Raw genomic sequence first — 26,346 nt, forward strand, 5'->3', positions numbered from 1 at the left:
CCCTCCTTCCGGTTACTTGTCATTGGTTCGCCTCGAGCCCGGTTGAGAATCGCGCATAAGCAACGCTGCAATTAGGCCGGAGAGAAATGTGAGCGCGGCGATCGTCCTGATCGCCCATGACAGCCCGAAGATATCGGCGATGACTCCCGCGGAGAGCGCGCCGATCGCGTAGCCGAGATCACGCCAAAACCGGTAGACGCTGAGCGAGCGAGCGCGCCACGATGGATGCGAAGCATCGGAGACGGCAGCGATCAGGCTCGGATACACCATCGCCGTTCCGACCCCTAGCAGCAGGCTGCCGATCAGCCAAAATTCGAACTCACGTGTTGCCGCGGTCAGAAACAGACCCGCCGCCTGGACCCACATCCCCGCGACGATCAGGCCTTTGCGTCCCCAGCGATCGCTTAAGGGGCCGGTCGCGATCTGGAGAATGCCCCATGTCGCCGGGTACACGGCTTTGAGAATGCCGATCCGCTCGACGCCGAGGCCGAAGGCGGCGAAGAACAGCGGGAAAATGCCCCAGCTCATGCCATCGTTCAGATTGTTGACGAGTCCGGCTTGGGATGCCGCGAAGAGATTGCGATCACGGAACGAGGTCAGTGTGAACACCTCCCAGAAGCCGATCGCTGCGGCTTCACGCGGGCTGTCGCCGATTTCCAGGCGAACGTGGTCGCGCGTGTCGCGGACGAGAAGGGTGGAGAGTAGCGCGCCAGCAATCGCGTAGCCGACGCCCAGATAGATCGGCACTGGACGGAGCCCGTACTCCGCAGCGAGGTAACCCGTGAGAAAGGCGGTCACGCCGACCGCGAGATAGCCGGCGGACTCGTTGAGGCCGACCGCCAGGCCGCGCGACTTCGGCCCGACGAGGTCGACCTTCATGATGACGGTCATCGACCAGGCGAGGCCCTGATTTATGCCGAGCAGCGCATTGGCGGCGATAACCCATCCCCAGCTCGGCGCCCACATGATCATGAAGGGAACTGGAAGTCCGAATAGCCATCCGAGGATCAGCACACGTTTGCGACCCCACACGTCGGCGAGATGTCCCGAGACGAGATTGGCGAAGGCTTTGATTACGCCGAAGCTGACGATGAAAGAGACCACGAGTGTGGTCGACTCGATTCTGAACTCCTCGGAGCCGATCAGCGGCACGACCGTGCGCTCGATCCCAACCATCCCGCCGACGAAGGCGTTGATCAGAACAAGCAATGAGAACTGTCGCCAATTGGCGCGCAGCCCGAGGCTTATGGCGCTGGCTCGGAGCGACGGGTTACCGTCGACCGCACTCATTCCGCCGCCGCCATCAATCCCGAGTTGATTGCGCGGATGTGGGCGGCTTGCGGCGGCGGTGGCGGCACATCGGCGACCATGGCGCGCACGAAGGCGTCTTCGTCGTCGATACCGAACGCCTTGTTGTGGCGCCTCTCGAAGCCGATCGTGGACATCGGCTTGCCACTCAAGCTGCGGCCGCACACCGAACCGGAATACGCTCCGGGCAATACTTCGAGATAATCAGGGAGGCATTTGAGTCTTTGCGCGCTGCGGAACAGGGCGCGTGCGCCTTCCTCCGCGCTCGTGGCAAGCTCGGTTCTGCCGAGGTCGCCCACCATGAGCGTGTGACCCGTCAGCGCGAGCCATGGCTCGTCGGCCCGCGTTTGATCTGCAACCAGAAGCGAGATGTGCTCGGGGGTATGCCCTGGCGTGTGCAGAACCTCGATCGAAACGTTCCCGAGTTCGAGCGTTTCGCCGTCGCGAACCCCGCGGAAAGGAAACGTCGCTTGCGCTTCGGCGAAGAGCACGTATTCGGCGCCGGCGGCTTCCGCGAGCGCACGGCCGGCAGACAGGTGGTCCGCATGCAAATGCGTATCGATGACATAGCGAATGCGCATGCCGGTCTCTTCGGCGGCGCCAAGATAGGGGGCGATGTCGCCGACAGGATCGACGACGGCCGCGGCGGCGCGCCCCGCGCATCCGAAAAGGTAAGAAAGAGCGACCGGGTCGGAGTGCAGGAACTGGCGCAAGATCACGGGAGGCCTCCGTTTTTGCCTGAAATCTGGGCGGGCCAACGCATCTTGACAAAGCGCCAGCCTGAATTCAAGTATTCAATTGAATGAAATATCAAGCGGAAGCGATGTCAAGCCAGAGTCCAAAACAGGCCCTATTCGCCCAGTTCGCCCTTGTCGCAAAAACCTTGGGACATGCTCATCGTCTGGAACTGCTGGAACAGCTTGCCCAGGGCGAGCGCAGCGTCGAGGTTCTCGCCCAGAAGACGGGTCTGTCGATCGCCAACGCCTCGCAGCATCTCCAGCACATGCGGCGCGCCGGCATGGTGACCACAAGGCGAGACGGCAAGTTCGTCTATTACCGCCTTGCCGACGACGCCGTTCTCGACTTGCTGGCGGCGCTGGGCGGGCTCGCTGAGCGCAACATGGCCGAAGTCGAACGGCTCATGCGCTGCTATTTTCATGATCGCGACGCAATGGAAGCCGTCTCTCGCGAGGAGCTGCTGCGGCGAATTCGCGCCGGGACAATCACTGTGCTCGACGTGCGGCCCGAAGATGAATTCGCCCTGGGCCATCTGCCCGGAGCGATGAACATCCCGCTGCGCGCGCTTGAGGCGCGACTCGCCGAATTCGACCCCTCGCGGGAAATTGTCGCCTATTGCCGCGGCCCCTATTGCGTCCACTCCTTCGAGGCGGTCGCCGCCTTACGCGCACGAGGATTCAAAGTTCGCCGTCTGCAAGACGGTCTTCCAGAATGGCGCGCCGCCGGCCTGCCGGTCGTTACTAGTCATGCATGATCCGCACGAACCAGCCCAGCATCGTTGAACAGAATGGGGCTAAATGCGAAAGCGGGGCTTCGCGCTCGAATTGAAAGGAGTGGGTTGGCGTCGTCGTGTCTGCGAGTTTTTCCAATGCGCCTTAGAAAAATGTCATCGATGTTTCCACGACGATTGTTCCGCGGGGAGCTCGCGGAGCGGATCGAGCGCTGCGACTTTCGTCGTTTCTTCGATATTCCAGCGCCACAGGACAAGGTTGAAACCAGCGGCCTGAACCGAGGGGACGCGAATCCCATCGACATTTTCTCTCAGCAGGCGTTCGGCGATCGACCATGTCGGAGGCGCCCGTTTCTCGACAAAGGCGATATGTTTCCATGGCGCGCGCAAGGCCGCGGTGTCGATACCCAATGTCTGAAGGGTTCGAGCGTCGGCGAGGTCGGCGATCCGCTCGCTTTGAACGTCGTAAGCGCAAAGCGTTCCCGGTCGGATGCCGAGATCCTGCTCGTATTCGGCGACCGCCGTCGAAAACTCTTCCGACATATAGAGAGCTGGCATGCCGGGAGAATTGAACCGTCCGCCGCGCAACGCCGCACCGGCGCCGTTCAACGGATCATGCGCCCACTTGGGCGCGAGCATTCGCCAATAGCGGCGAGCGATCGGAATCGTCCGCACGCGCTTGGCGGTCACGCGTAGGCGCCCTCGCGTAAGAGGTCGAGATGGGCGAGAACGGCGTCGCTGTGGCCGGCGGCGACCAGCTCCTCCGCCGTTTGTCCATCGAAACCCGCCAGCGGCTGATGCTTGAACCAGACGATCGCGCGGCCCTGGTCGCCGCCGAGAAGTTCGGTTGCGGTCGTGATGATCCGGGCGATATCGCCCAGGCGCTCTTGCACCACCGGCGAATCCGGATGCTGGGCGAGAGTGTTGCGGTGGACCTTGGCCAGGCGGGCGATCTTGGCGAGCGGCACATGCAGAGCCTCGCTCACCCGCTGCGGCGAGATAAAGCCGCCGCGCCGGTCGGTCACTTGATCGAGGAAGGCGCTGAGCATGCCGAACGGTCCTTTGTGCTTGATATGGGCAATATAAGCACATTTCAGGCACTATTTCAAGGCCGTCAGCGATTCCTGCCGCGCTGCTCGGCGCGATCTGTCTCGCGGGTCCTTCTGGCGGCCTTGCTCATTGGCTCACGCGATGGCGAGGCTTTTCTCTCGATTATTTCCGCTCGGTCAAATCGAGCCCCGCGACGGCGATGATGCGCCAGGCGCTCGCGCGCGGCGTCGAGAACACGCTTGCGCGCTTCCGGGTCTTTCGGGAAGGCCGCGAGGGCCACGCGTTCGATGAGGGCAAGGTGCGAGCGTGCGTTCCGGTCGCTGCTTCCACTTGCGCGATCCCGCTCCGTTGGAGCAGACGACGAGCGCTGCATTTGCTGTGACATTGCCTTTGATCCGTCACGCGCGAAGGCAGGCGCCTTGTCGCCCCGCTCGAATCCCCTCTGCGTTTTTGCGAGCGCCGCGCGATCGAGCTCTGTCGGCTCGTAACCCTTCGCCTCGATCCCACGCGCCGATGCGGCGAGCCACGCCTCTCTGCGGAATTCCATCGAGCCAGTCAGTTCGATCCTTTCCCAGCCGCGATGCGCGGCGATGGCGACCATGTCGCGGACGATCTCGATGCTGGCCACCTGTGTGACGAGGTGGTCGCGGCCGGCCTTCGCCACCAGATATTCGCCGCCTCGGTCGGCGTAAATCCTCGCTTCCGCCGCGTCGATCTCCACCACGTAATATTTGCGGCGCAGATGCGCGGGCAAATGATCGAACTCGGCTGCGCCGCTCGATCTCGAAGCCGCGCGTCGATTGGTGGCGAGCTCCGTCCGTTTGTCGTCGCCGTCTCGCGCGACTCGCTTCAGTTCGAACGCGCGGCTGTCGTCTCTCGCCTTCTCAGCCACGGCTCATCTCCCGATTTCGCTTGCGCCGCTGACCGCGCCCTGATGCGCCCTTCGCTACCGCGTCTTCGGCCTCCGCCGGCTGGTTCGCCTCGGTCGACTCGGAACTCTCGTCATAGCGCGCGGCGCCGTCGATATAGCCCGACACCCAGGCGTTCAGCGCTTCCTCCGAAACGTTCTCCAGATCGAGCGGCACGTCGGCGAGGCTCGAGAGCGCGTCGGCCGGGATCGACGCTGGGTCGTCGATTTCCGCCTCGGTCAGTGGACGACGAATGACGATGGCGCGCAATTCCGCAACGTCCTGCCTCAGCTGCAGAAGCTGGGAGGCGAGCGCCGCACCCGTCGCCGCCGGCATCGGTTCGATCATGGGAGGCGGCGCGAGCCGCGCCGTGAAGCGGCGATCTTCATGGTAGACGAGCTTATCGGCTAAGATTGGCGGTATGCCGGCCATCAGCACGAAGGCCTTGCTTTTTGCGACGAGTTTCAGTTCTTGCGGCAGGAGCAGGGGGCGTCTGTGATCCGAGACCGTCTCCGAGCGGGAGCGGTTGGAGAGGCCCCAGGGCCGCGAGCGGCTCTTCGCCTCTACGGTCTGCGTGCCGAAACGTTCCGAGAGCTCCACGGCGACATCGTGCTCCTTTGGCGCGAAGACGATCTCGACAGCGTGGTTGGTCAAGAAATTCTTGGCTTCGTCGATGCCGTAGATCGCGCGTAGCTGCGAGGGGCTCTGCAAGATCGTCAGAAGCCTTATGCCATAGCCGGCGACGAAGGCGACGCTCTTCGCCAGCACGCCGACATGACCGAGAGACGGGAATTCGTCGAGAAGGAGCAAGAGCTGACGCGAATGCGCCGGATTGTGCTCGGGCAATTCGCGGGCGTTGAGATCGACGACCTGCTGGAAGAAGAGATTGAGGAGCGGCGCCAGCCGGTCGAGATTGTCGGGCGTGACCGCGAGATAGATCGAGATTGATTCGCTGCGCAATTTGCTCAGATCGAAATCGCTCGCCGCCGTCGCGGCGTCGATGCGCGGATTGAGCCAGAGCCCGAGGCGGGCGGTGACGGTCTTGCGAACTGATTGCAGCGTGTTTTCCGAGGCGGCGATGAAGTCGTTGAGCGCCGCGACGCAAGGCGCCGAGAGCTGCTCCGGGCCTGTTGTTCGCGCCTTCATGACACTCTCGAAATGCGCCTTCACATCGCTCGCCGCCGTCAATTGGCGCAGGATTTCGCCGATGGTGAAGGGCAGCTGCGGCGTTTCGGCGACATAGCCGCCGATGGCGATGAAGGCCGAACGCGCCGCTTCTGTCCAGAACGGATCGCCACGCGGATCAGGCGGAAACAGCATGCCGGCGATCCTCTGCAGATCGTCATAGAGATCGGCCGGATCGCGGCGCGCGGCTGAGAGCGGATTATAGCGCGCCGTGCGGCCCTCGGGGTCCAAGGGATCGAAGAGATGGACCTTTTGGCCGTGCGCCGCGCGAAATCCCGCCGTTTTGACGAAATTCTCCTTCTTGATGTCGAGGACGACGACGCTGTCGGTCCAGGAGAGAAGATTAGGGATGACAACGCCGACGCCCTTGCCGGATCGCGTCGGCGCATAGACGATGACATGCTCCGCGCCGCCGAAGGTCAAGAGCTTGCCGTTGGTCTGGGCGAGCAACAGACCATGTTTCGCCCGCAAGTCGGCTTGCTCGATCTCGCGCGGCGTGGCGAAGCGCGCGGCGCCGTGCAGCGCCCGCGGCCGGGTGCGCAAGATCACGCCGAGCAGACCGAATGTCGCGATGGCGCCGGCCAGGACGCCGATGGTCAACCAGCGGTCGAGGCGCTTGTCGCTCCCGAAATGCCCCGCCAGCGTCAGAATATCGAATATATGAAAGCCGCCGTCATGTACGCGCAGCCCGAGCAGCAGAACGTTTGAGGCGACGAAAAGAAAGACCATGGCCGCCAGGAGCGGGAGGCCGGCGTAAAGCGCGAGGCGCGGCCAGGAGTCGGTCAGCTCAAAACGGATCATGGCGCTTTCTCCGCCTCGGGACGTGATCTTCATGAGGGCGGCGACAATTCTCGCGGTTTGCCCTTCAGAACGCATTGAGGCGCTTGGCCTCGGGATCATAGTGGATTTCCGTGATGCGGTAGCGGCCGTCGCGGCGACAGATCTGCACGACGACGTCGACCGTGAGATGGAGCAGCCGCCTGATGTCCTCGCGGGCGAGTTCGCGCCCTTCGGCGCTCTCCTTCACGAGCAGGGTGAGCTGTTCGAAGGCGAGCCGCGCGGAATCGGCATGCACCGTGGTGATCGAACCCGGATGGCCGGAATTCACATTGCGCAGATAATAGAAGGCCGTGCCGTCGCGCAGCTCTTGCAAGAGGATGCGATCGGGGCGCATGCGCAGCGCCGATTCGAGTAATTCGCGAGGGCCGATCCTGGCGACGCCTTGTCCGTCCTTGGCGTAGAGCAGGCGGACATGATTGGGCTGGGGTATGGTGAGTTCCGCCGCATCCTCGATCGTGAGCATTCGCTCATGCTCCGGGATCAGCGCGACGAGGCCCTTGGCGAGCGTCGTCTTGCCAGATCCCGTCGCCCCGGAAATGACGATGTTGCGGCGGCTGGCCACAGCGCGTTCGAGGAAGGCGCGCCATTGACCTGCGTCTCTGAGCCGCACGAGCTCCCGCTCGTCGGCCGAGAGTTCGTCGCTCGCCTGGCGAACGTCGGCGAAGAGAGAGCGGCGGTCGAATTCGTCGAGGGTCATTGTCAGCGGCGCGACTTTTCGAATCGTGAGGCTGAGCGTGCCCGCGGGCACGGCGGGTGGGGTGACGATCTGGCAGCGCTCGCCGAAAGGGAGAACGGTCGAAACAATCGGATGGTCGGAGGCGATGTCCTGGCGGGTGAAGGCCGCGGCGGCGGTCGCGAGATTCATCAGATGCGCGAAGGTGAGGCCCCTGCGCTCAAGGCGCGTCCAGCCAATGGGGCCTTCGGTGAAGACTTCGCCCGGCCGGTTAACGACGATTTCCGTCAGCTCGGGGTCTGCGAGGAGATCGGCGATCGGCTCGAGGCAGCGCAGCAGAACGCGGCGCTCCGCCGACGGCGCGGCGCCGTACATCTCGTCTTGCACGAGAAAATCGTCGAGGGCCGCCGCGCCTTCGCCGCTCATGGCTTGGTGACCCATTGCGGCCCCGTGACGCCGCCTACAATTGTGCGATCGAGAATTTGGGTGCGGCCCTCGACGATCCGAAGGCGATACACGGAAGAGAAGTCGAGATCGCGGGCGACGAAGATCGAGACGAGCTCGCCCTGGTTCTTATAAAGCGTCGGCGGAATGTTGATCGATTGTTCGGTGGCGATCGCCGCCGCGCTCTGTCCAGAGTTCTGGATCGAATTCACCTGGACATTGGCTTGCGACAGCCGATTGGCGGCGATTTGTCCGGCATCGTTGACGATCGACAGCAGCAGGGCGCCGCCAAATCGTTCGAAGAAATGATTGTCGACCTCGCCGTCGAAACCGGAGCGCCCGAGCGCGTCGGTCGCGAGGCTTGAGAGCGCAACGATCACCCCGGTCGGCGTCTTGGCCCGGGTCCAAAGGACGAACATGCGCTTTGAGCCGCGCCGCACATTGCCGCGATATTCGCCGACAATCTGCGTGCCCTTCTCCATCAGCACGACTTGGCCAGAGTCCGACATGACGTCGCGTTCGACGACGCAGGAGACGAACCCCGCCACGTCCGAGGACATGGCGGTCTCCAGCACGCAAGGAATGGCGGTCCCCTGCGTGACGATCAGATGGCGATTGGGCAGCCGCGCCGCGCGCACCCCGTCGAGCGTGGTGGGCTTGAGTTTACTCGCGAGCTCGTTGGGCGCTTCGGGAGGACCATAGCCGTTTGGGTAAATTGAACCCGTAGGCTCAGGATCTACGCCGGGAAATGGAGCGGTCGGCGCACCCGCCCGCGTCTGGGGCGGGCGATTGAAAGCGAGCACCGGGGCGCGCCGCGCGCTGTCCATGAGTTCGTCGGCTTTGGACCGCTCGGGAGGGGCCGGCATTGCGATTGGAAGCGCCGCCGGCTCCACTCGAGCCGCAGGCGGATCGCGCGGGCGTTCGAATGCGCTCGCGACAGTAATCATCGGCTTCTGGCGCGCCTCGGCTTCGGCCGGCGCGCGCTTCCAGCTCGCCCACAACACGAGGCCGCACAGCGTGACGAGACCTACAACGCCCAGCCCCTTGCGCCACGGCAGCGTCGTATCACTATCAGACGAGACGGGCGTGATCCGGCGCTCCTGATCGAGCCGACTGGCGGCGGGGTCTTCATTCATCGTGGTTGCTTTCTCGAATATGGTTGCGAGTTGACGCTCATCGTGTTCGTTGCGCGCGGCGCGACAGGCGCGCGACGCTCGGGCTCGTCGTCCGCGTCGCCTGGTTGACGCCGACGGGGTCGAAGGCCTCGTTGAAGACGCAGAGAACCTCCGCGCCTTGGCGAAGACGCAACTCACGTCCAACCGCATGGACAACGACGAGTTCGCCGCGCACATCTTTTGGAACCAAGCTCTCGGTCCCGTCGGAGACGACGAGGTAGATCGCCGGAACTTCGCGGTTGCCTTCGAAACGCAGCGTCGTTTCCTTGCCATCATCGTAGACGGCGTCGGGCTCCAGGCTCGGCGCGCCTTGCGCCGAATAGCTCCAGTTGCGCGGGGCAGTGGCGTTATGGAGCGAAAAGGTCTCATCGATGGCGCGCAACTCGGTGTCGCCGCGCCTTGCGACGCTCGCTTCGCGGCGCGCTTCGGCCTCGTCGCCGGGATAGGCGAAGCGGACCATGAAATAGCTGTCCGCGAGGGAAATCTCCGCGATCGACAGCTCGAATTGATAAGAGCGTTTGCGCCCGTCGCGGCGCGTCGTCACCACTTGCAGATTGGTTGGCGGGTGTTTTTCGCGGGGTTTGAGAAAGAGGATGTTGCCGGCGGGCGCGACTTCCCAGGAGACGGCGTCGCCGATCGCGACATGGGCGATCTCTTCGTCTTCCGCGAACAGAATCTGAGTCGAGGCGCGGATCACGCCATTGATCTTGACGACATTGCTCGGATCATAGGCGACCATGCGCACGCGGGCGTCGCGCGAGCCGGCCGTCGGTTGCTGCAAGGCGGAAGCCGGTAGCGGCGTCAGCACAATGCCCGCGGCGAGCACGACGACGCTGGCTAAGAAGAGGCGGTTCATCATGGCGCGGTCTCCGGATCGGATCGGTATTCGGAGACGAGAAAACCGAGCGGATTGATCAGGCGATCGGAAGAAGAGATCGTCGCCTTCTTTTCGAAGGAAAAGGCGACCGTCGCGATCCAATGCGAAATCTTGGTCTCATCGCCGCGCCGGGTTTCGCGCAAGTAGCGCACAGAAGCGAGATTAGGGCCAAGCAGCGAGATCGCCTTAATGCGGATTTCCGCTACGCCGCTACGGCCATAGGCGACTTGCGGGCTGTCGGGATTGGAGCCCCGATAGAGCGAAGCAAAACGCGCCTGTTCGCTCTGCGTCGAGAGCAGCGAGATGGTTCGGAAACTCGTCGGCGCCTCGATGAAACTGTAGCCTTCCCGCGTCCGCACATATTGGCCTAAGAAATATTTGACGATCGCCTCGTCATAGGTCTGCGGTTCGTCCTTGAGCCCGGAGACGACGTCGACGATTCCGGTCGCATTGTCGACGCGAATGACGAAAGGCTCGACGGTCTTGAGCGGCGTGAGAACCACGACCGCTCCGATCGAGACGAAGGCGAGGATCGAGGCCGCCGCCGCGACGCCCCAGGCGAGGCGCTTCGAGCGTTGCGCCGACAGCAGCAGATCCTGCTCCCAGAGCCGCGCGCGCTCGAAATAGGTTTTCAAATCGCCCGCCTCAACCATGATCGGCTCCACCACAGCGCCGCGTCGAGGCGGCGACATCGAAGGCGGGGAGGGCAATCCCGCGCGCCACCGCTCGAGGGCGGGCGAGTTCGCCCTTGCGGATGAGCGGTTCGCCGCTCGAAGGCGGAAGAGGCGCCGCCGTTGGCGTCTCCATCAGCGGGGCCGCGATCGGCGCGCCTGAGATCGACTTGGCGCTCTCCCACTCCCAGAGCGAACGATTGAGCGGGCGTCGCGCGGAGCCGTCGCAGGACGGCGCGCCCGCGCCCGTCAGGCTGGCGCAGCCGCCGAGCGAGCTCGCCATGGCCAGCGTCAAAAATGTGATCCGTAATTTCATTCCGTCTCCGAGATCTTCGAGATGATCGAATTCTGCTATTCCGCAGGAACATGGCGGATGCCGCCGCCTGCGCGCCGTCCGCGCAGCGCCCGGAGCGTTCGCGCCGTGGCTATGCTCGCTCCGGCGTAGGCGCCGATCGTGGCCGCCGCCGTGGCGGTTGTTGCGTAAGCAGCCATCCAGCGGTTGAGCATATGGGCGGCGAGCGAGGCCCCGCCGCCAGCGAGCGCCCCGGCGATCTCCGGCAACTGCAAGGCGATATAGGCGGCAAGCCCCAAGACCGCGCTGATCGCCACCGCGCCGACGATCAACTGGCCGCCGGTCGTGGCGTTGGCGCCGTATTTGTCGACAAAATGCCCGACGGTCGTCAGCATCAGCCCGATCAGCGCGACGACGAGCACATGCAGGATCACAAAATTGGCGAGTTGGCGCGTCCAGGCTTCGCCGAAGGTCCGCGTCGCCTCGAACAGCATGAGGGCGATGAAAATCGGGCCGAGCGCCAGCACGAGGGCGAGGCCAACCTTGGCATAGAGCATGATCGCGAATTGCAGGAAGCCGCTGACGGCAGTGAAGACCAGTAGGATAGCGGCGACGAGCGCCGGCACGATATCGGTCAAACCGGCCTGATCGTATATTTTTTGGGCGACTGAAATTCCTTTCGTCAACAGTTGGTCGAAGGGCTGACCAGACTTCATGTCGAGGCCGCCGCCGGCGATGGCTCCGCTGATTTCCCTGGGAAGCGAATCGAAAAACAGGGCCGTGACATATTGCTGATAGGATGCGGCGTTAGTCGCGAGCAGGATGACGGTCACGATCCGAATCGCCCGCCAGGCGAAGTCGAGGATCGGCTCCTGGATCGCGCCGCGCATGACCGCGATTCCGTAGATCACGATATAGAGCATCACCGCCACCCGCAGCGGCGCGTCGACATAGGATGTGAGGTTCTGGACGGAGTTCGACACGAATTGCGTGATCGGCTGTTCGAACTCTTTCAGAAATTCGTCAAAAACGGCGATGGCCATGATCAGTGACCTTCACGCGAGCGACGCAGGGCTTCTTCGCGCCCCCAAACAAAAATCTGCTTTTGCGCTTGATCCGCGTTTGTGCACTCGGCCGTGTCTCGCAGCGCTCCCGGATTGGCTTTGCACCGCCGTTTGGTTGCGTCATGCTCGGTCTCGTGCTCGAGATACCAGGCAACGTCGTGGACCTCGGGCGCCGTCTTCGACGCGGTGTCAGACGACCTGGGTCCCTTGTCGCATCCTGCGAGGCACATTGTGATCAATAGTGTCGAGATGAGTGTCTTCATTGGAGGGCGGCCTTCATTTCATCGACCGTTTGCCGCCGCCGTTCGCGCTCGCGCTCGACGTCCATGTCGGCTTGCGCGCGCTGGATCATGGCGAGGCCTTGCAGACGCACGACGTCGTTTTGTAGCAGCGCCTGTTCGGCCTGCAGGCGAGCGGAGAGATCGAGCACTTCCTTGGCGTCCTTCGAGGCGCTGATTTGGCGGCGCAATTCCTCGAGCTGGTCGACGCGACGGGAGGCCGTGTCGTAGACGGCCTGTCCGAGCGAATGTTTCGCGCCCGTCTGGCGGGCGATGCGATCGAGTTCGGAGGCATAGAACGAGTTACCGGGGTTCTCGCTATAGACGCGGTTCTGCGAGAGATAGGCGTCGATCGAAGAGGCGAAGCTGCCCGAGCCAGATCCCTTGATCAGGCCCTCGATCTGCGAGAATTCCCCCGGCAGATATTTGCGAAATTCCGACGAGTTCAAAAGGCTCGCGACGTCGTTGGCGTTCGTCAGCTTGTTGAAGGAATCATAGAGCTGCTTCGCCTGCGCGAGCTGGTCCTGCGCGACTTTCAACTGCGAAGTGAGCGTCTCGACCTGTTTCTTCATTTCGATCAACTGGTCGAACTGGCGGGCGAAGACGCTCGGATCGAAGACGACCTGGGCCGACGCCGGGAAGGGCAGGGCGACTATGATCGCGAGAGGGATGGTCACTTTGCGCGGGTTCATGCCAGACCCTTTCGGCGTTGATGGAACAGAGGGAGCCATTTCGCCGGATCGTCGCCGACCTCGGCGCGCAGGCGATTGAGAAGTTCGACGGTCGCGGTGCGCCCGGAAAGGACGGCGAGCGCGTCGTCCATGCCTTTGAGGTCGAGTTCGGCGACCACGGCGTCATGGCCCTGCTTCAAGAGGAACCGGCGGCTTTCGGTCGAAAGCTCCTCGCGGATCAGCCGGAATTCCGTCTTGGAGAGGTGGAAGCCATCGACATAATCGCGCGCCTGGCCGCGCGCGTTCGGAAAGAAGATTTGGGTCGGGCATTGCTCGACGATTGTATGGGCAATCGGGGAGGCCAGAGCGTCGCGCGGCGACTGGGTGCCAAACACCATGACGCCGTTCTTCTTGCGGATGGTCTTCAGCCCGTCATTGGCGAGATCGCGAAAGGCCTCGTCGCCGAGCGCCTTCCAGAATTCGTCGATGGCGATGACGATGCGGCGGCCGTCGATCAATTCCTCGACGTGCCGGAACAGCACCATCATTATGGGCGTGCGGATAATCGGATCATCGAGCACCTCGGTCATGTCGAAGCCGAAGGCGTGAGAATCGATGCTGATGATGTCCTCGTCAGCATCGAGAACCCATCCCAAGGCGCCGCCCTTGCACCAGCGCTCCAGCCGCGCGCCGATTCCCTCCGTATCGCGCTGACCGAGGAACACCCGCAACGCCGAAAAGGAGCGCTCTGTACGCGGCATGTCGCGCAGCGCCAAGAGGCCGTTGTCGATCCTCTGCTCGTCGGCGACGGACAGCGGCCGGCCTTCGACGCTGACGAGTTTGCGCACTAGCGCGCCGAGAAACGTCAGATTCGCCGGCGTCAGGTCGAAACACTTCAAGGGCGCGCAACCGGTCGGCGCACCGCTCTTCAACGTCAGATACGCGCCGCCGATCGCCCGGATGAAGAGTTCGGCGCCGCGATCCTTGTCGAAGAGCACGAGCTGGCAGTCGAGTTTCTCGGCCTGCGCCAGGGCGAAGGTCAGGAATGCGGTCTTGCCCGAGCCCGAGGGACCACAGATGAAGGTGTTGCCGAGATCGCCGACATGGAACGAGAAATGAAATGGCGAACCCGATGCGGTCTTCAGCACGGCGACGGCCGGTCCCCAATGATTGCCTTCGGCCTTGCCGGAGGGATAGGCGTGAAAGGGCGAGAACGCCGCATAATTGCGCGAGGTAATCGCCCCGGCGCGCGCCCGATATTTGAACAGTCCCGGCAATTGCGCCCAGAAAGCCGCCTCAAGCCCCAGATCCTCGCGCACGACGGCGGCGCCGGCGTCGGCGAGAATCCGGCGAGCGAGGCTCATCTTGTCGAGCAGGGCTCTCGGCGCATCGGCGAGGACGAGGAGCGACAGGTGATGTTCGCCCATCACGAAGCGGTTCGATTCGAGATCGTCGAGCGCCGCGTCGAGGTCGCCAATTTGCGAAGCCGCCGGATCGTTGGCCGAAAGAAGCTGGTTTTGCTTGCGCGTCATGACGGTCTTCGCCCCCGATTTGTCGAGGAAAGCGAAGCTCTGCGCGAGCACGAGCTCGAAGGGGGCGGCGAGGAGACCGTCGAGGAGGCCGGGCTTGGTCGTCGCCGGATAATCCTTGAAGGCCAACATGCCGGCAAAACGTGAACCGCCGGGGCCGCGGATTTCGATCGTCTCGCGGCCGAAGATCAGGCGATTCGCGTAGAGCGCCGGCCCGATCGGCCCCTGAACCAGCGGGAAGGGAAAACTTTCACAGGCGACGAGCTCCTGCAGGAAGGAGCCCGTTTCCGAAAAGACAACGCCATGCCGCTCCACGAGGCCGAGACGGCGCGGCCGATAGCGATCGAGCGCAGCCATCAGATCGCGCGTCACATCGTCGAGCTTCTTCAGCCCGTGAGAATCGACCTCGGCCCCGGCGCGCTGGGCGCGTCCAAGACGCGAAAAGAACAGCGAAGCGCGCTCGGCGGGGTCGCGTCCCGGATGCCAGACGAGGGTGAGGTAAAGGTCGTTTCTGTAGAGCGTCTCGGAAACGAGACGCGCCCGATAGGCCTCGTCGAGTTCACGCGCGAAATCCGAGCGAAAGGCGCCGTCCGGATAATCGACGGCCCGACGGCGGATGACATGCGTCCACAGCGCCAGCCGTTCGTCGGCGATGTTGCGAAGCGTCAGATTGAGCTTGGCGTGCAGATCGTTGAGATCGGTCGCATCGGCGGTCTCGAAGGAGACGCCAGAAAGACGTATCGTGGTGATCAGCGCGCGCGTCGACAGCGAGATCACATGCTCGGTGACATGGCGCAGATAGGGGAGGTGGACGCCAGATTCCACTTCCCGCGCCTTGACGCGCATTGCGACGCTAGCCATGGACGAGCTCCTCGGCGCTGAAGCGGCGAACGAGCCGCAGCGGCGTGCAGGACGAGCCGCCCCATAAGCGCGCGTTGCGGTGACGGCCGCGCGTCTCGATCCAAGCGAACAGGATGCGGAACTGATTGGCGTCGCGCCGGCAGATGAGCCGGCAAGCGAAATGGATGGGCAAGGCGACGAGGCCGTAGAGCAGGCTGCCTGCCAGCACAAACAGGATCGACGAGAAAATGACGTTGAGGCCCATGGCCTCCATCGTCACGCCGAGAATCATCGCCGGACGCGTGCAGGCCAAAAACAGAGTGTCCTCGACGAGGCGTTCGTCGCTCATGGGCGCGCTCATCTGCCGGTGAGCGTGGAGACGATTTCGGCGGCGCCGAACAGGATGGCGACGCCGAGAATGACGTAGCCGGCGCGCCTCAAGTCGAGATAGCCGAACATCCACGACATGCCGGTGATGATGATGGCGAGCGTCGCGAGCAGCTTCGCCACGTTGCCGGTGAGCGCGTCGACGATATTCTGGAGAACCTTTTCGACATTGGCGCTTTGCGCCGCGGCGGGCTCGTTGAGGGCGAGCGTCATGACGGCGCTGGCGAGCAGGAGGAAGGAGAGACGGCGAGGCAGTGATTGCATGACGGATCGAGGGCTCCATGTGAACGAGAGATGGTGAGTGATTGGCGGTGCGGTTAGCGTGGGGAAGGCGAGGGCGCCTCATAGACAAGGAGCGAACGTCCGGATGCACTGCCGAACACGTCCCATGGCTTCTTGGGCGGCGGCTCTGGCTCCGCGACAATGCGTTCCTCGCGATGCTCGACCTCATCGTCGGTCGGGAGCCTCGCGCGCGCCACGCCCAGGATGCGCGCTGTTTTCGGTCCCGCGAAATGCTTAGGGTCGTCACTGAGAATCTGCACGGTCGCGCGCAGCGCCGCACAAGGCTCGAAGGCTTCCGCCACACCGATCCCAGCTTTGTCGAGATCGCCGAACGTTAGACCCACGAGACCAAGCTGCGCGTCTTGTCTGGCGATCTTTGCTTGTATCGCTAATTCGATCGCTTCCGGCTTCGAGGTCGCCAATATTTTGATTGGCTTGCGGCCATCGATCGTCAGCGAAAGCGGCTCAATGCCACTCGCCGCCCGCACGATTTCGATCAACGGCCGCGCATCGACGGGCGGAGTGCAGCGTTCGGCGAGCGCCATGAAGGCTGAAGGATCCATTCGATTGGCTCCGCGGGCGGTCAGACGGCGACGCGCAGGGGGCGCGCGGCGGCGGCGCAGTGCTGCGTGTCGACGCAAAAGCTCCTTTGAGAAATGAGACCGTTGTTGGCGTGCAAGCGTCCGCGGCTGAGTGCGATGATCTGCATGAGACTGAGCCTTCCGAATCGGCGGTGAATTCGCAGCGGAACAAACCAAAAGCGTGGGCGCGCCGAACCTGCGAGATTTCGCAGGGGTTGTTTGCGCAAAGGCGTTCACAAAATCGCCGCATCCTGCTCACACACACCGTTTGCAAATTGGCGGCGGCGTTCATTCGAGCACATGCAACGTGAGGCCATTGCATAAAGCAGGAGCAGGCGGGCGCCGGGGCAAGGCGAAAGGGTTAAAAAATGCGGCAGCTAGAAAATGTGTTTCAGGAATTTGTCGACGCCGTGCATACGGCAGCAGATCCATTGGCTTTCCGCGCGCTCGGTGAGCGGGCGACTCAAAGATTGGGTTTTCGCTCGTTCGCTTATCTCGGATTCTCTGACGAGGCTCATACTCTGATCTCGACCTATTCGAAGGAATGGACGACGCACTACTTGAACGAACGCTATCAGCAGATTGATCCGGTGATCATTCGAGCACGGCGCGACCGCGATCTGTTCCACTGGAACGGAGCCCGGGCATCGAAGGGGCGGGGAAACCCTTGCAAACGCTTTTTCGGCGAAGCAGCTGAGTTTGGCATAGAAAAAGGCGTCACCATTCCGATCCGGGCCGGTTTCGACCGCTTTGCACTTTTCACCTTCGCTGCTGATAAGGGCGGTCCGGATGTTTTCGAGAAGGTCGCGGAAGCGCAGGAAATCATGCAGCTCATGGCCATGTATTTCCACTCCCATGTCGAAGCCGCGCTGAAACCATCGACCGTTTTCAAGCGATCGTCACCGCTGAGCCAGCGCGAAGCGGAGTGTCTCGCCTGGACCTCGCGTGGGCGCGCCATGGATCAGATCGGCCAGATCCTCGATATCAAAACGCGCACGGTCGCCTATCATCTCGACAATGCGCGCAACAAGCTCCATGCAGAGAATGTGGCGCACGCGGTGGCGCTGGCCTTGAGGCGAGGGATGATTCCCTGACGGCGGAGCGAAGCCGGCGTCGGGCTTTCACTCTTCGGGACTGTTTGCAGCGTTCGTCGTATCCGGTTTGGCCGTCGCCGGAATTGGGAGGTAGCCCAATTCGTCGTCGAGGGCGGCAAATTCTTTGTAGGCTAAGTCCAGCGCCGCCGTGGCCTCGCTCATGGCGAGTCTAACCTCATGGAGCCGAGCAATGGTCGCCTGGCCAGTCTGTATGAGATGCGATCTCGCGGGCGAAGCGTTGCCATTGAACGTTGCGATTTCGACACGGCCCTGCCACTCGGCAAGCGCCCGACGCGCGGCCGCCTCCTCCTGTTCCAGCCCTTCAACCCGGGTGAGCGCCTCGCGGTAGCAGTGCAAAGCCTTGACAGCTCGCTGTTCGAGATCGGCATTGTCGCCCACGGTCCCATCTCTCCGAGCAGGATTTTGTTTAAACTACCGAATTTTCGTTTTCGAACTCTAAACGGAGCGGCGCCCGAAGACTTGGCCGGCGCGTCGATCGCGTCGGCGATGTCGGCGCCGCCGTAGTAGCGGCTATGGGGCAGGCCCTCGACGGTCTACTTGGTCAAGACCGAGGCCTGCGATTCGAGCACCAAGCGCGAGATGATGTTTTCGGAGGCGATCAGCTCGATCCCGTCCTGCTGCCGGCAGAGTTCGCAGCGAATGAAATCGGCAAGTTCCGGATCAGCGTCCAGGCGGGTCGTGAAGTAGCCATCGTGGAGGTGAGACATCCGATCCTCTCGGGCGGGCGCGCATTTTCGAGCGCGGTCCAGACTTCCGCTCCCAGGCTGTCACCTCGACGAAGACGAATCGACGGGCGTTCTCTGGATACTGCGAAGGCGTTGCGAACAAAACGCGAAATGTGGTTCAGTGGACCGAGCGGCATGTGGCGGTGTGGAGAATCAGACCGTGTGCAATCTGTATTCGGTGACGAAGGGTCAGCAGGCGATCCGCGAGTTCGCCGGCGCCATGCGCGACCGCACCGGCAATCTGCCGCCTTTCCCCGCTATCTTTCCCGACTACCCCGCCCCGATCGTCCGAAATCAACCGGAAGGGCGCGAGTTGACGCTGGCGCGGTGGGGAATGCCCTCGCCGGTCTTTGCGCTGAAAGGCAGGAACTCGGATCCTGGCGTCACCAATGTTCGCAACGTCAATTCCCCGCATTGGCGGCGTTGGCTCGGGATCGAGAACCGTTGCGTCGTGCCTTTCACCAGCTTCTCCGAGAACGAGGCGCTGCCCGACGGCACACACCCGACGGTGTGGTTTGCGCTCGACGAGACGCGGCCGCTGGCGTTCTTCGCCGGAATCTGGACCCTCTGGACGTCCGTGCGAAAGGTGAAGGAAGGCGAGACGACCAATGACGTCTTTGCGTTTCTGACCACCGAGCCGAATAATGTGGTTGGCGCGATCCATCCGAAGGCGATGCCCGCCATTCTGACGACGCGCAAGGAAATCGACCTCTGGATGACCGCGCCGGGCGAGCAAGCGCTCGAGCTGCAGCAGCCGCTTGCCGACGATGTTCTCATGATCGTCGCGAGGGGCGAGAAGCAGGATGAGGGAGGCCTTGCGGCCTGAATGATCATGCTCGCGCCGAACGACGTTTCAGACAGGGAGAGGAGCAACGTCGAAAGGCGGGATCAAGACGCAGCTTTCGAACCTGCACGACAGCGCAAAATCATCCACATCGATATGGACGCCTTTTACGCGTCCGTCGAGCAGCGCGACAATCCGGAGCTGCGTGGCAAGCCGGTCGCCGTTGGCGGATCGCGGGAGCGCGGCGTCGTCGCGGCGGCAAGCTATGAGGCGCGAAAGTTCGGCATACGCTCGGCGATGCCGTCCGTCACCGCCAAACGGAAATGCCCTGACCTTATTTTTGTGAAGCCGCGTTTCGACGCCTACAAAGACGTGTCACGACAGATCCGTGCGATCTTCGCCGAGTACACGCCGATCATCGAACCGCTGTCGCTGGACGAGGCCTATCTCGATGCGAGCGAAAATCTGAAGGGGATCGCCTTGGCGACACATATCGCCGAGGACATACGGGCGAAGATCCGCGCCGAAACCGGCCTTACGGCCTCAGCTGGGGTCTCCTACAACAAGTTCCTGGCGAAGCTCGCCTCCGATTACAGGAAGCCGGACGGCCTGTTCGTCATCACGCCGAAGATGGGGCCGGCCTTTGTCGAGACTCTGCCGGTCGGGAAATTCCATGGCGTGGGGCCGGCGACGACCGCGAAGATGAACCGGCTCGGCATCCAAACCGGACTCGATTTGAGAGCGCAGACGCATTCCTTCCTTCAGCAGCATTTCGGCAATGCCGGGCCATTCTATTATTGGATTGCGCGCGGCGTCGACGACAGGCCGGTCCGAGCTGACCGCATTCGCAAGTCGGTCGGCGCCGAAAACACTTTTTCCGATGACCTCTTCACGTTCGAGGCGGCGCGCGACGCGCTCCAGCCGATCTTCGAAAAGGTCTGGCGCTATTGTGAGGGAAGCCGCATCGGTGGGCGCACCGTGACGCTGAAAGTCAAATATGCCGACTTTCGCCAGATCACTCGCAGTCGGACCAGCGCCGCATCAATTGCGACGCAAGCGGAACTCGAACATCTCGCCGTCACTTTGCTTGGACCCGTCTTTCCCGTGCAAAAGGGAATCCGGCTTCTGGGCGTATCGTTGTCATCTCTCGAAGAGGCGCGGCCGACACTTGACGCACAATTGAAGTTGAACCTTTAGCGTAACTTAGAGGACGACTGCGTTCCACAATTGCTGTTTCTTTTCCACGCGGTTTCCGCGAAATGGACGAGATCCATTCCGCCTTGTCCATAAATTTGCCCGACGCCATTTTCGTCGCAGAGGAGCCCAACATCTGCCGCCACGGCGCAAAGCATTATCTCAGGAGCCAAGTCCTTCGGGAGGAAAAATGCAACGTAGGGATAGCTTGCTTGGTGCTGGCCGCCGAACGCGCCTGCGTTGCAGCTGGACACGGGCGTCGCGCCGTATGCCGAGATTGCGATCGTCGCTGCGGCGACTCCGACATCCAGCCCCCAGAGCGCTGGTTCGTCGTCGAATGCGGTAACCCGCTCTTCTTCGAAGGCCGAGGCTTCCGCCTCGACGTCATCGGCCGTCTTCAGTCGGTCAATCACTTTGATCTCGATATCGAGAGTGGTGCGAACGAGGTCCCACCCGCAGCCGCGTAGATCGTAGTACGAACGATTGCCGGCGAGCGCGCCCTCCTCCTCCGCTTGTTCGAGTTCCTCTGGCGACACCACGGCCAAGTCCGCGACTTTCAGTTGGCGGAGAATCATTACGGGGAACAAGCGCGGCGCCCAATGCATGTGCGGTGACCTGACAAAAGATGCTCGTTGGAACATAGCACGCGCGGGCGCCGTCACGTGATCGAGACCTTTGTCCTCGATGCCGGAATTTAAGGAACAAACATCGAACATACTGGACTTGGCGCCAAAAAGGCGCCAGCCTCACTCCATGACTGATTCTTCAAAAAACCCGGCGATTCGCGGACTGGATCGCATAAATCTTCGGCTGTCGTCCGAGACGTTCGAGGCGATCGACCATGCGCGGAGCACGCGCCCCGGCAATGTCTCTCGCAACACTTGGATTGCGGAAGCTATCAAAGAAAAGCTCGCGCGGGACGACGTTCAAGTTGGCCGCCAAGCCTTCGATCGGAAGCGGCATGCCTAACTTTTATGAGTTTTTTGCCGGAGGCGGGATGGCCCGAGCAGGACTCGGCGCAGGTTGGACATGCCTTTTCGCGAATGATTTCGATCACAAGAAAGGCCTCGCGTATCAAGCCAACTGGGGCACGGGCGGAGAGCTCAAAATTGGCGATGTTCGAAAAATCACGGCAGGTGAATTGTCCGGATACGCCGACCTTATTTGGGGGTCGTTCCCTTGCCAGGATTTATCACTGGCCGGGGGTGGAGCAGGATTGAAGGGGGAGCGGTCTGGAACATTCTATCCGTTTTGGGACGTCATCACGGGGCTGATCGACGACGATCGTGCGCCGAAGATTATCGCGATCGAGAATGTTTGCGGCACGCTGACTTCTCACGACGGACGAGATTTCGAAGCGATCTGCAAGACCTTCGCCGATGCTGGATATCGATATGGGGCTGTGATCATCAACGCCTCTTTGTTCGTTCCGCAATCGCGGCCGCGATTATTCGTTATTGGCGTACGGGACGATGTGACGATCGACCCGTCGCTCTTGTCGCCGGAGCCAATCGAGCCGTTTCACACGCTCGGATTGCGCAGAGCAGTCGACGGCATATCCGCCCGCGCCAGGAAGAAGATGCTCTGGTGGAATTTACCGACACCGCCGCGTCGTAAGAATTCTTTCGCTGATATCATCGAAGAAAATCCTTCGAGCGTCGAATGGCACACCGCAGCCGAAACCAAGCAGATCCTTGCAAAAATGTCTGCGGTCAATCTAGCGAAGGTTGAAGCCGCCAAGCGCTCTGGTCGGCGGATGGTGGGCGGGGTCTATAAGCGCACCCGGTTCGACGAAAATGGCGTAAAGGTGCAGCGGGCGGAAATTCGGTTCGACGATGTCGCGGGGTGTTTGCGCACGCCGGCAGGCGGTTCAAGCCGACAGACAATTGTTGTCGTCGATGGAAACAAGATTCGCTCGCGCCTGATTTCCTCACGAGAGACCGCCCGGTTAATGGGCCTCGACGATGGATACAAACTGCCGAAGAACTATAACGAGGCTTATCATTTGACGGGCGACGGCGTCGCCGTCGATGTCGTGCGGCATTTGGCATGTTATCTGCTCGAGCCGCTTCTTGGCGTCTGCGCTGCGGCGGAGAAGGCCGCGTGAGCGTGATCCCATGCGAGCAGGATCCAAACCTGCGCCTTCAGATCGAACAATTTGCTGAAGTGCTCAAGACGCAAGCCCATAAGCTGGGCGACCATGGGCTTGCGGAGAAAGACTTCTATGCTTCCCCGATATTTCGTGGCGCTATCCAGCAGGTGCGCGGAGAATTTTCCGCGACGATGCGAGACAAGCGGGAATTCGTCCAGCACGTGCTCAATCACCTGGAGGACCGCGGATACATTGCGAGTTGGGACCGTGCTAAGCGTGGCGTGCTGCACGACTATGTTGTGAAACTTAAAAGCGGACGAACCGCAATCATCGACCTGAAAGGCTGTTTGGACGGCGACAACTCCAAAATTTTCGAGCGCCCGGGAGGCGCGGATGAATTTGTCATCTGGAGCTTGTGCACAAACGTCGGCGCCGACCCACGGCGTAACGCCTGGTCCGGCGTTCATACGCGCATAAGCGCACAGATAATCACTCGCAATCAGTGCGTCGACGGCCTCATAATTTGGGATATGGTGTGTGGAACAATTGGACGTGCTTGTCCAAAGCTGGCGACCGGAGGTGGCGTCGACAGAACGACAGTTATCGGCCCTTTCTGCGCGCCGCCGCCTTGCATCTATCTATTCCCCGCTTCGATTCCGTCTGCCGAAGCGCCGAAAGTCAGCGCTCAATCGCTGACGAACGTCGAACTCCTGGCCGCATTCCATTCTTGTTTTGGAGGTCGGGACGACGAGATCAATCATGTGAGTTTCGAATTCGCCTCTGTTGGCGAAGAGACAATGAGGCGCACGACAGTCGAACGCGGGGGCGTTGTCCAGCATTCCTCCGAAATGACGGCGATCCGACGTGCCTAGCCCGAGCGATCATCCTCCCCGCCGCGATCCGGATTACGTAAACTTTCCACCGTTTGAAACGGAGGACTTGCGGGCTAATCTGACGAGATTTCTCGACACGCCTTTCGAAGACGATTCCAGTCAGACGCGGAAAATTGGGCATTACAAGTGGGGCGTCTATGCCTTCTTCGATTATGACGGCGAACCAATTTACGTCGGGCAGACCAACGAGATGCTGCGCACTCGAATTCGCCGTCATCTGACCAACCAGCGCACCGATGCTGTGGCGATGTCAGTGCTTGATCCATTCGAAGTTCTCGAAATCGAGGTGTGGCCTCTACCACAATTCCAGGAAACAAATCGCGCTGATGTCGCCGCGCGCCAGCACCTCGACGCCTTGGAACGAGTGATAACACAGCGAGCCGTCGAACAGTCGGAGTTCAAAGCGATTTTGAACGAGAAAGACCCGCCGCTGGGGCCTCTCGTCGTCGAAGCTCCCCGATCATTGCGCGCGAGAATTGTTTCTAACCGCGTATATGAGCTCCGGTCACATCCTGATTTTCGGATCGCTCGCAGATCGCTCATTATTTCGCGTCTTGCGCAAGTGATCTCCGAGCGAAAGGTGCAGGGTGGGTTACGACGCGTGCTTCTGACGCAAGCCATGCGCCTTCAGTGGTTGGCGTCTCGCCGTTATGACGCGCTTGGCGGCGCAGCGTCAGTCGAACAGGAAACCGACGAAGATGTTTGACCCGATGTCGCCGGGCGCGGGAAAGGCGTCGCCATCCGCCAAACGTGACCGGGTGATGGTTCTCGGGTCGTGGTGACAGTGGAGAGAGTAAGAGGGCCCTTTGGGCTTTGTGATGGAGCAGAGGGTGAGAGAGAGGCTTTCGCCCGCCCGTCGCGGAGTCTTGGGACATGTCGAAGGTCGTATTGACGGCGGCGCGAGATATTGCGCTCGATAAGCTTGTGGCGTCGGACGCGAATGTGCGCCGGATCAAGTCGGGTGTGAGCATCGAGGATCTGGCGGAGGACATCGCCCGGCGCGGATTGTTGCAGTCGCTGAGCGTGCGGCCGGTGCGGGACGCCGAGGAGCAGGAAACCGGCAAATTCGCGGTGAGCGCGGGCGGTCGCAGGCTCGCCGCGCTGAAACGTCTCGTGAAGCAGAAGCGGCTGGCGAAGAACGCGCCAGTTCCCTGCATCGTGAAGACGGACGGGATCGAGGAAGAGGACTCGCTCGCCGAAAACACGATGCGTGAAGCGTTGCACCCGCTCGACCAATTCCGGGCGTTCAAGTCCTTGCATGATCAGGGTGTGACGATCGACGAAATCGCCGCGCGGTTTTTCGTCGGCGAGCAGGTGGTGCGCCAGCGGCTGAAGCTCGCCGCGGCGAGTCAAAAGCTGCTTGATCTTTACGTCGGCGCGGAGTTGACCCTCGAACAGCTCATGGCGTTTTGCGTCACCGATGATCACGCCCGGCAGGAGCAGGTGTGGGAGGGGTTGAGCCGCTCCTATAATAAGGAGCCCTATACGATCCGGCGGATGCTGACCGAGGGCGCGGTCAAGGCGGGCGACAAGCGCGCCGTCTTCGTCGGCGTCGACGCCTACGAGGCGGCGGGCGGCGTGATCCTGCGCGATCTCTTTGTCCACGACCACGGCGGATGGCTGCAGGATGTCGCTTTGCTCGATCGCCTTGCGCGCGAAAAACTTAACCTAACGGCGGACGCCCTTCGCGCCGAGGGGTGGAAATGGTTCGAAGTCGCGATCGATTTTCCCTATGGCCATACGAGCGGCCTGCGGCGGCTGCCGGCGTGCTACGCGCCCATCTCGGAAGAGCAGCAGGCGCGTTATGACGCCGCGCTCGCCGAATATAACGAGCTGTCGGACGAGCATGAGGGCGCCGACGATCTTCCCGAGGAAGTCGACCACAGAATGGCCGAGCTCGAAATGGAGATCGCAGCGGTCGACGAACGTCCGGCGATCTATAATCCTGACGAAATTACCCGCGCCGGAATTTTCGTCAGCATCGACCATTCCGGCGCGTTGAATGTCGAGCGCGGATTCGTGCGCCCCGAAGACGAGGCGTCCGCCACAACTACGCAGATGAGCGCCGGAGCCGGATCGGCGAGGGCGTCAAACGGCTCGGACGGCTCAATGGCCGACGACGCAATCGAGGGGCAGACGGCCGCCTCTTCGTCCACGCTCGGCGAGGACGAGACGGAGACCTCGTCAAAACTGTCCGACCGGCTTTTGAGTGAACTGACCGCGCATCGCACTCTCGCGTTGCGCGTCGCCCTGACCAATGATCCCGATGCGGCGTTTCTGGCGGCGACCCACGCCTTGGCTCTGAAGGCCTTCTATGGTTCGGGTCATTTCGATGGCTGCGTCGAACTCGAGACGAAAAACGTATTTCTTGGCTCCTACGCGCCCGGCCTCGCCGACACGCCGGTCGCGCGAGCGAACGACGAAGCCAACGGGCATTGGCAATTGCGTCTGCCAAAGAGATCGCAGGATCTCTGGGCCTGGCTGGTGAAATCGGATCGGGACGCCACCGCCGGGCTCTTCGCTTATTGCGTCGGGCAGAGCGTCAACGCGCTCCAGCTTCCGCACGACCTTCGGCCGCGAGCGCTCGAACATGCCGATCAACTGGCCGAACATCTCGGGCTCGATATGAGCGCTCATTGGGCGCCGACTGCCGAGAGTTTTTTCGGCAAGGTGACCAAGGCGCGAATTCTCGCCGCCGTGCGCGAGGCGAAGGGCGAGGCGACCGCGCAGATGATCGATCACCTGAAGAAAGCCGACATGGCGACCGAAGCCGAGCGGTTGCTCCAGGGAACGGGCTGGCTGCCGGAGCCTCTGCGCACCGCGTCGTTGGAAGCGGCGGCGGATGCGCAGACCGGGGAAATTGGCGAAGGCGAAGCCTTGCCGGATTTCCTCGTGGAAGACGATGGCGATACGCCGACCGACGCCGAGGAGGATGAACCGCACGCGGCGGCGGCCGAGTAATTTTCCAGCGCGGAGCGGCGATAGCCGTCCCGCATCCGTCTTCCCATCACTCCCATCCA

The 26,346-nt window shown here is 62.1% G+C and carries 29 protein-coding genes and 1 pseudogene; 8 read left to right on the forward strand and 22 right to left on the reverse strand.

What is annotated here, in order from left to right:
• Window positions 1-12: 12 nt before the first annotated feature.
• Window positions 13-1,290: an MFS transporter gene (locus IYY11_RS03340; RefSeq protein ID WP_196402706.1), complete on the reverse strand. Its 1,278-nt coding sequence runs from the start codon at window positions 1,288-1,290 to the stop codon at window positions 13-15.
• Window positions 1,287-2,027 carry an MBL fold metallo-hydrolase gene (locus IYY11_RS03345; protein WP_196402707.1) on the reverse strand — a complete coding sequence of 247 codons (741 nt, stop codon included), beginning with the start codon at window positions 2,025-2,027 and terminating at the stop codon, window positions 1,287-1,289. The genes IYY11_RS03340 and IYY11_RS03345 overlap by 4 nt, the downstream gene beginning before the upstream one ends.
• A gap of 104 nt (window positions 2,028-2,131) precedes the next feature.
• Between IYY11_RS03345 and IYY11_RS03350 the strand changes: the two genes are divergently transcribed.
• On the forward strand, window positions 2,132-2,800 hold the full coding sequence (locus IYY11_RS03350; protein ID WP_196402708.1) for a metalloregulator ArsR/SmtB family transcription factor: 669 nt from the start codon (window positions 2,132-2,134) through the stop codon (window positions 2,798-2,800).
• A gap of 132 nt (window positions 2,801-2,932) precedes the next feature.
• Here IYY11_RS03350 and IYY11_RS03355 read toward each other — a convergent pair whose 3' ends face one another.
• From IYY11_RS03355 to IYY11_RS23205, 17 genes are all read right to left on the reverse strand, one after another.
• Window positions 2,933-3,466 carry an RES domain-containing protein gene (locus IYY11_RS03355; RefSeq protein WP_196402709.1) on the reverse strand — a complete coding sequence of 178 codons (534 nt, stop codon included), beginning with the start codon at window positions 3,464-3,466 and terminating at the stop codon, window positions 2,933-2,935.
• Window positions 3,463-3,825 (reverse strand): DUF2384 domain-containing protein, encoded by a 363-nt coding sequence (locus IYY11_RS03360; protein WP_196402710.1) that lies wholly within the window; start codon window positions 3,823-3,825, stop codon window positions 3,463-3,465. The genes IYY11_RS03355 and IYY11_RS03360 overlap by 4 nt, the downstream gene beginning before the upstream one ends.
• 65 nt (window positions 3,826-3,890) lie before the next feature.
• Complete coding sequence (locus IYY11_RS03365; protein ID WP_196402711.1) at window positions 3,891-4,718, reverse strand: LPD7 domain-containing protein; 828 nt, start codon at window positions 4,716-4,718, stop codon at window positions 3,891-3,893.
• The gene (locus IYY11_RS03370) at window positions 4,711-6,720 is read right to left on the reverse strand and encodes a type IV secretory system conjugative DNA transfer family protein (protein WP_196402712.1); all 2,010 of its coding nucleotides are present in this window, start codon (window positions 6,718-6,720) and stop codon (window positions 4,711-4,713) included. The genes IYY11_RS03365 and IYY11_RS03370 overlap by 8 nt, the downstream gene beginning before the upstream one ends.
• A 64-nt stretch (window positions 6,721-6,784) precedes the next feature.
• Complete coding sequence (gene virB11 / locus IYY11_RS03375) at window positions 6,785-7,807, reverse strand: P-type DNA transfer ATPase VirB11 (protein WP_409455216.1); 1,023 nt, start codon at window positions 7,805-7,807, stop codon at window positions 6,785-6,787.
• 47 nt (window positions 7,808-7,854) lie between these two features.
• Window positions 7,855-9,012 carry a type IV secretion system protein VirB10 gene (virB10, locus tag IYY11_RS03380; RefSeq protein ID WP_196402714.1) on the reverse strand — a complete coding sequence of 386 codons (1,158 nt, stop codon included), beginning with the start codon at window positions 9,010-9,012 and terminating at the stop codon, window positions 7,855-7,857.
• Window positions 9,013-9,049: 37 nt separating this feature from the next.
• Window positions 9,050-9,910 carry a P-type conjugative transfer protein VirB9 gene (gene virB9 / locus IYY11_RS03385; protein ID WP_196402715.1) on the reverse strand — a complete coding sequence of 287 codons (861 nt, stop codon included), beginning with the start codon at window positions 9,908-9,910 and terminating at the stop codon, window positions 9,050-9,052.
• Window positions 9,907-10,581 carry a virB8 family protein gene (locus IYY11_RS03390; protein WP_196402716.1) on the reverse strand — a complete coding sequence of 225 codons (675 nt, stop codon included), beginning with the start codon at window positions 10,579-10,581 and terminating at the stop codon, window positions 9,907-9,909. The genes virB9 and IYY11_RS03390 overlap by 4 nt, the downstream gene beginning before the upstream one ends.
• Window positions 10,574-10,915 (reverse strand): hypothetical protein, encoded by a 342-nt coding sequence (locus tag IYY11_RS03395; protein WP_196402717.1) that lies wholly within the window; start codon window positions 10,913-10,915, stop codon window positions 10,574-10,576. The genes IYY11_RS03390 and IYY11_RS03395 overlap by 8 nt, the downstream gene beginning before the upstream one ends.
• A gap of 35 nt (window positions 10,916-10,950) precedes the next feature.
• The gene (locus IYY11_RS03400) at window positions 10,951-11,934 is read right to left on the reverse strand and encodes a type IV secretion system protein (RefSeq protein WP_196402718.1); all 984 of its coding nucleotides are present in this window, start codon (window positions 11,932-11,934) and stop codon (window positions 10,951-10,953) included.
• 2 nt (window positions 11,935-11,936) lie between these two features.
• Window positions 11,937-12,218: an EexN family lipoprotein gene (locus IYY11_RS23670; protein ID WP_196402719.1), complete on the reverse strand. Its 282-nt coding sequence runs from the start codon at window positions 12,216-12,218 to the stop codon at window positions 11,937-11,939.
• The gene (gene virB5, locus IYY11_RS03410; protein WP_196402720.1) at window positions 12,215-12,925 is read right to left on the reverse strand and encodes a P-type DNA transfer protein VirB5; all 711 of its coding nucleotides are present in this window, start codon (window positions 12,923-12,925) and stop codon (window positions 12,215-12,217) included. Before virB5 ends, IYY11_RS23670 begins: the two co-directional genes overlap by 4 nt.
• A complete protein-coding gene (locus IYY11_RS03415) occupies window positions 12,922-15,294 on the reverse strand; it encodes a VirB4 family type IV secretion/conjugal transfer ATPase (protein WP_196402721.1) in 2,373 nt (790 codons plus the stop codon). Before IYY11_RS03415 ends, virB5 begins: the two co-directional genes overlap by 4 nt.
• Entirely contained in the window at window positions 15,287-15,622 is a 336-nt protein-coding gene (locus IYY11_RS03420; RefSeq protein ID WP_196402722.1) for a type IV secretion system protein VirB3, read from the reverse strand. Before IYY11_RS03420 ends, IYY11_RS03415 begins: the two co-directional genes overlap by 8 nt.
• 8 nt (window positions 15,623-15,630) lie before the next feature.
• The gene (locus IYY11_RS03425) at window positions 15,631-15,924 is read right to left on the reverse strand and encodes a TrbC/VirB2 family protein (RefSeq protein WP_196402723.1); all 294 of its coding nucleotides are present in this window, start codon (window positions 15,922-15,924) and stop codon (window positions 15,631-15,633) included.
• A 53-nt stretch (window positions 15,925-15,977) separates the two neighbouring features.
• Window positions 15,978-16,505, reverse strand: coding sequence for a hypothetical protein (locus IYY11_RS03430; RefSeq protein WP_196402724.1), 528 nt, complete (start codon window positions 16,503-16,505; stop codon window positions 15,978-15,980).
• Window positions 16,506-16,525: 20 nt separating this feature from the next.
• The gene (locus IYY11_RS23205; RefSeq protein WP_281431668.1) at window positions 16,526-16,651 is read right to left on the reverse strand and encodes a hypothetical protein; all 126 of its coding nucleotides are present in this window, start codon (window positions 16,649-16,651) and stop codon (window positions 16,526-16,528) included.
• Window positions 16,652-16,891: 240 nt separating this feature from the next.
• Between IYY11_RS23205 and IYY11_RS03435 the strand changes: the two genes are divergently transcribed.
• Entirely contained in the window at window positions 16,892-17,617 is a 726-nt protein-coding gene (locus IYY11_RS03435; RefSeq protein ID WP_196402725.1) for an autoinducer binding domain-containing protein, read from the forward strand.
• Window positions 17,618-17,644: 27 nt separating this feature from the next.
• On the opposite strand, the gene IYY11_RS22740 is transcribed toward IYY11_RS03435, so the two are convergent.
• Both IYY11_RS22740 and IYY11_RS22745 read right to left on the reverse strand, forming a co-directional pair.
• Window positions 17,645-18,016 carry a hypothetical protein gene (locus tag IYY11_RS22740; protein ID WP_246719602.1) on the reverse strand — a complete coding sequence of 124 codons (372 nt, stop codon included), beginning with the start codon at window positions 18,014-18,016 and terminating at the stop codon, window positions 17,645-17,647.
• Window positions 18,017-18,066: 50 nt separating this feature from the next.
• Window positions 18,067-18,345, reverse strand: a pseudogene (locus tag IYY11_RS22745) (serine hydroxymethyltransferase); the annotation flags it as partial.
• A 178-nt stretch (window positions 18,346-18,523) separates the two neighbouring features.
• On the opposite strand from IYY11_RS22745, the gene IYY11_RS03445 reads away from it, so the two are divergent.
• Together IYY11_RS03445 and dinB are read left to right on the forward strand one after the other, a co-directional pair.
• The gene (locus IYY11_RS03445; RefSeq protein ID WP_196402726.1) at window positions 18,524-19,189 is read left to right on the forward strand and encodes an SOS response-associated peptidase; all 666 of its coding nucleotides are present in this window, start codon (window positions 18,524-18,526) and stop codon (window positions 19,187-19,189) included.
• A 6-nt stretch (window positions 19,190-19,195) separates the two neighbouring features.
• A complete protein-coding gene (dinB, locus tag IYY11_RS03450; protein WP_196402756.1) occupies window positions 19,196-20,344 on the forward strand; it encodes a DNA polymerase IV in 1,149 nt (382 codons plus the stop codon).
• Here the strand turns inward: dinB and IYY11_RS03455 are convergent.
• Window positions 20,341-21,003 carry a hypothetical protein gene (locus tag IYY11_RS03455; RefSeq protein ID WP_196402727.1) on the reverse strand — a complete coding sequence of 221 codons (663 nt, stop codon included), beginning with the start codon at window positions 21,001-21,003 and terminating at the stop codon, window positions 20,341-20,343. The two genes, dinB and IYY11_RS03455, sit on opposite strands and share 4 nt — an antisense overlap.
• 299 nt (window positions 21,004-21,302) lie before the next feature.
• Here IYY11_RS03455 and IYY11_RS03460 point away from each other — a divergent pair, with 299 nt between their 5' ends.
• The 4 genes from IYY11_RS03460 to IYY11_RS03475 all read left to right on the forward strand — a co-directional run bounded on the left by IYY11_RS03460 (window position 21,303) and on the right by IYY11_RS03475 (window position 26,287).
• Window positions 21,303-22,448, forward strand: coding sequence for a DNA cytosine methyltransferase (locus IYY11_RS03460; protein ID WP_196402757.1), 1,146 nt, complete (start codon window positions 21,303-21,305; stop codon window positions 22,446-22,448).
• Window positions 22,445-23,305, forward strand: coding sequence for a hypothetical protein (locus tag IYY11_RS03465; protein WP_196402728.1), 861 nt, complete (start codon window positions 22,445-22,447; stop codon window positions 23,303-23,305). Before IYY11_RS03460 ends, IYY11_RS03465 begins: the two co-directional genes overlap by 4 nt.
• Before the next feature lie 67 nt (window positions 23,306-23,372).
• Complete coding sequence (locus IYY11_RS03470) at window positions 23,373-24,032, forward strand: GIY-YIG nuclease family protein (protein ID WP_246719593.1); 660 nt, start codon at window positions 23,373-23,375, stop codon at window positions 24,030-24,032.
• A gap of 167 nt (window positions 24,033-24,199) precedes the next feature.
• Window positions 24,200-26,287: a ParB/RepB/Spo0J family partition protein gene (locus IYY11_RS03475; RefSeq protein ID WP_196402730.1), complete on the forward strand. Its 2,088-nt coding sequence runs from the start codon at window positions 24,200-24,202 to the stop codon at window positions 26,285-26,287.
• The last annotated feature ends 59 nt before the right edge of the window (window positions 26,288-26,346 follow it).

The organism is Methylocystis sp. H62, from assembly GCF_015709515.1.
Taxonomy (GTDB): domain Bacteria; phylum Pseudomonadota; class Alphaproteobacteria; order Rhizobiales; family Beijerinckiaceae; genus Methylocystis.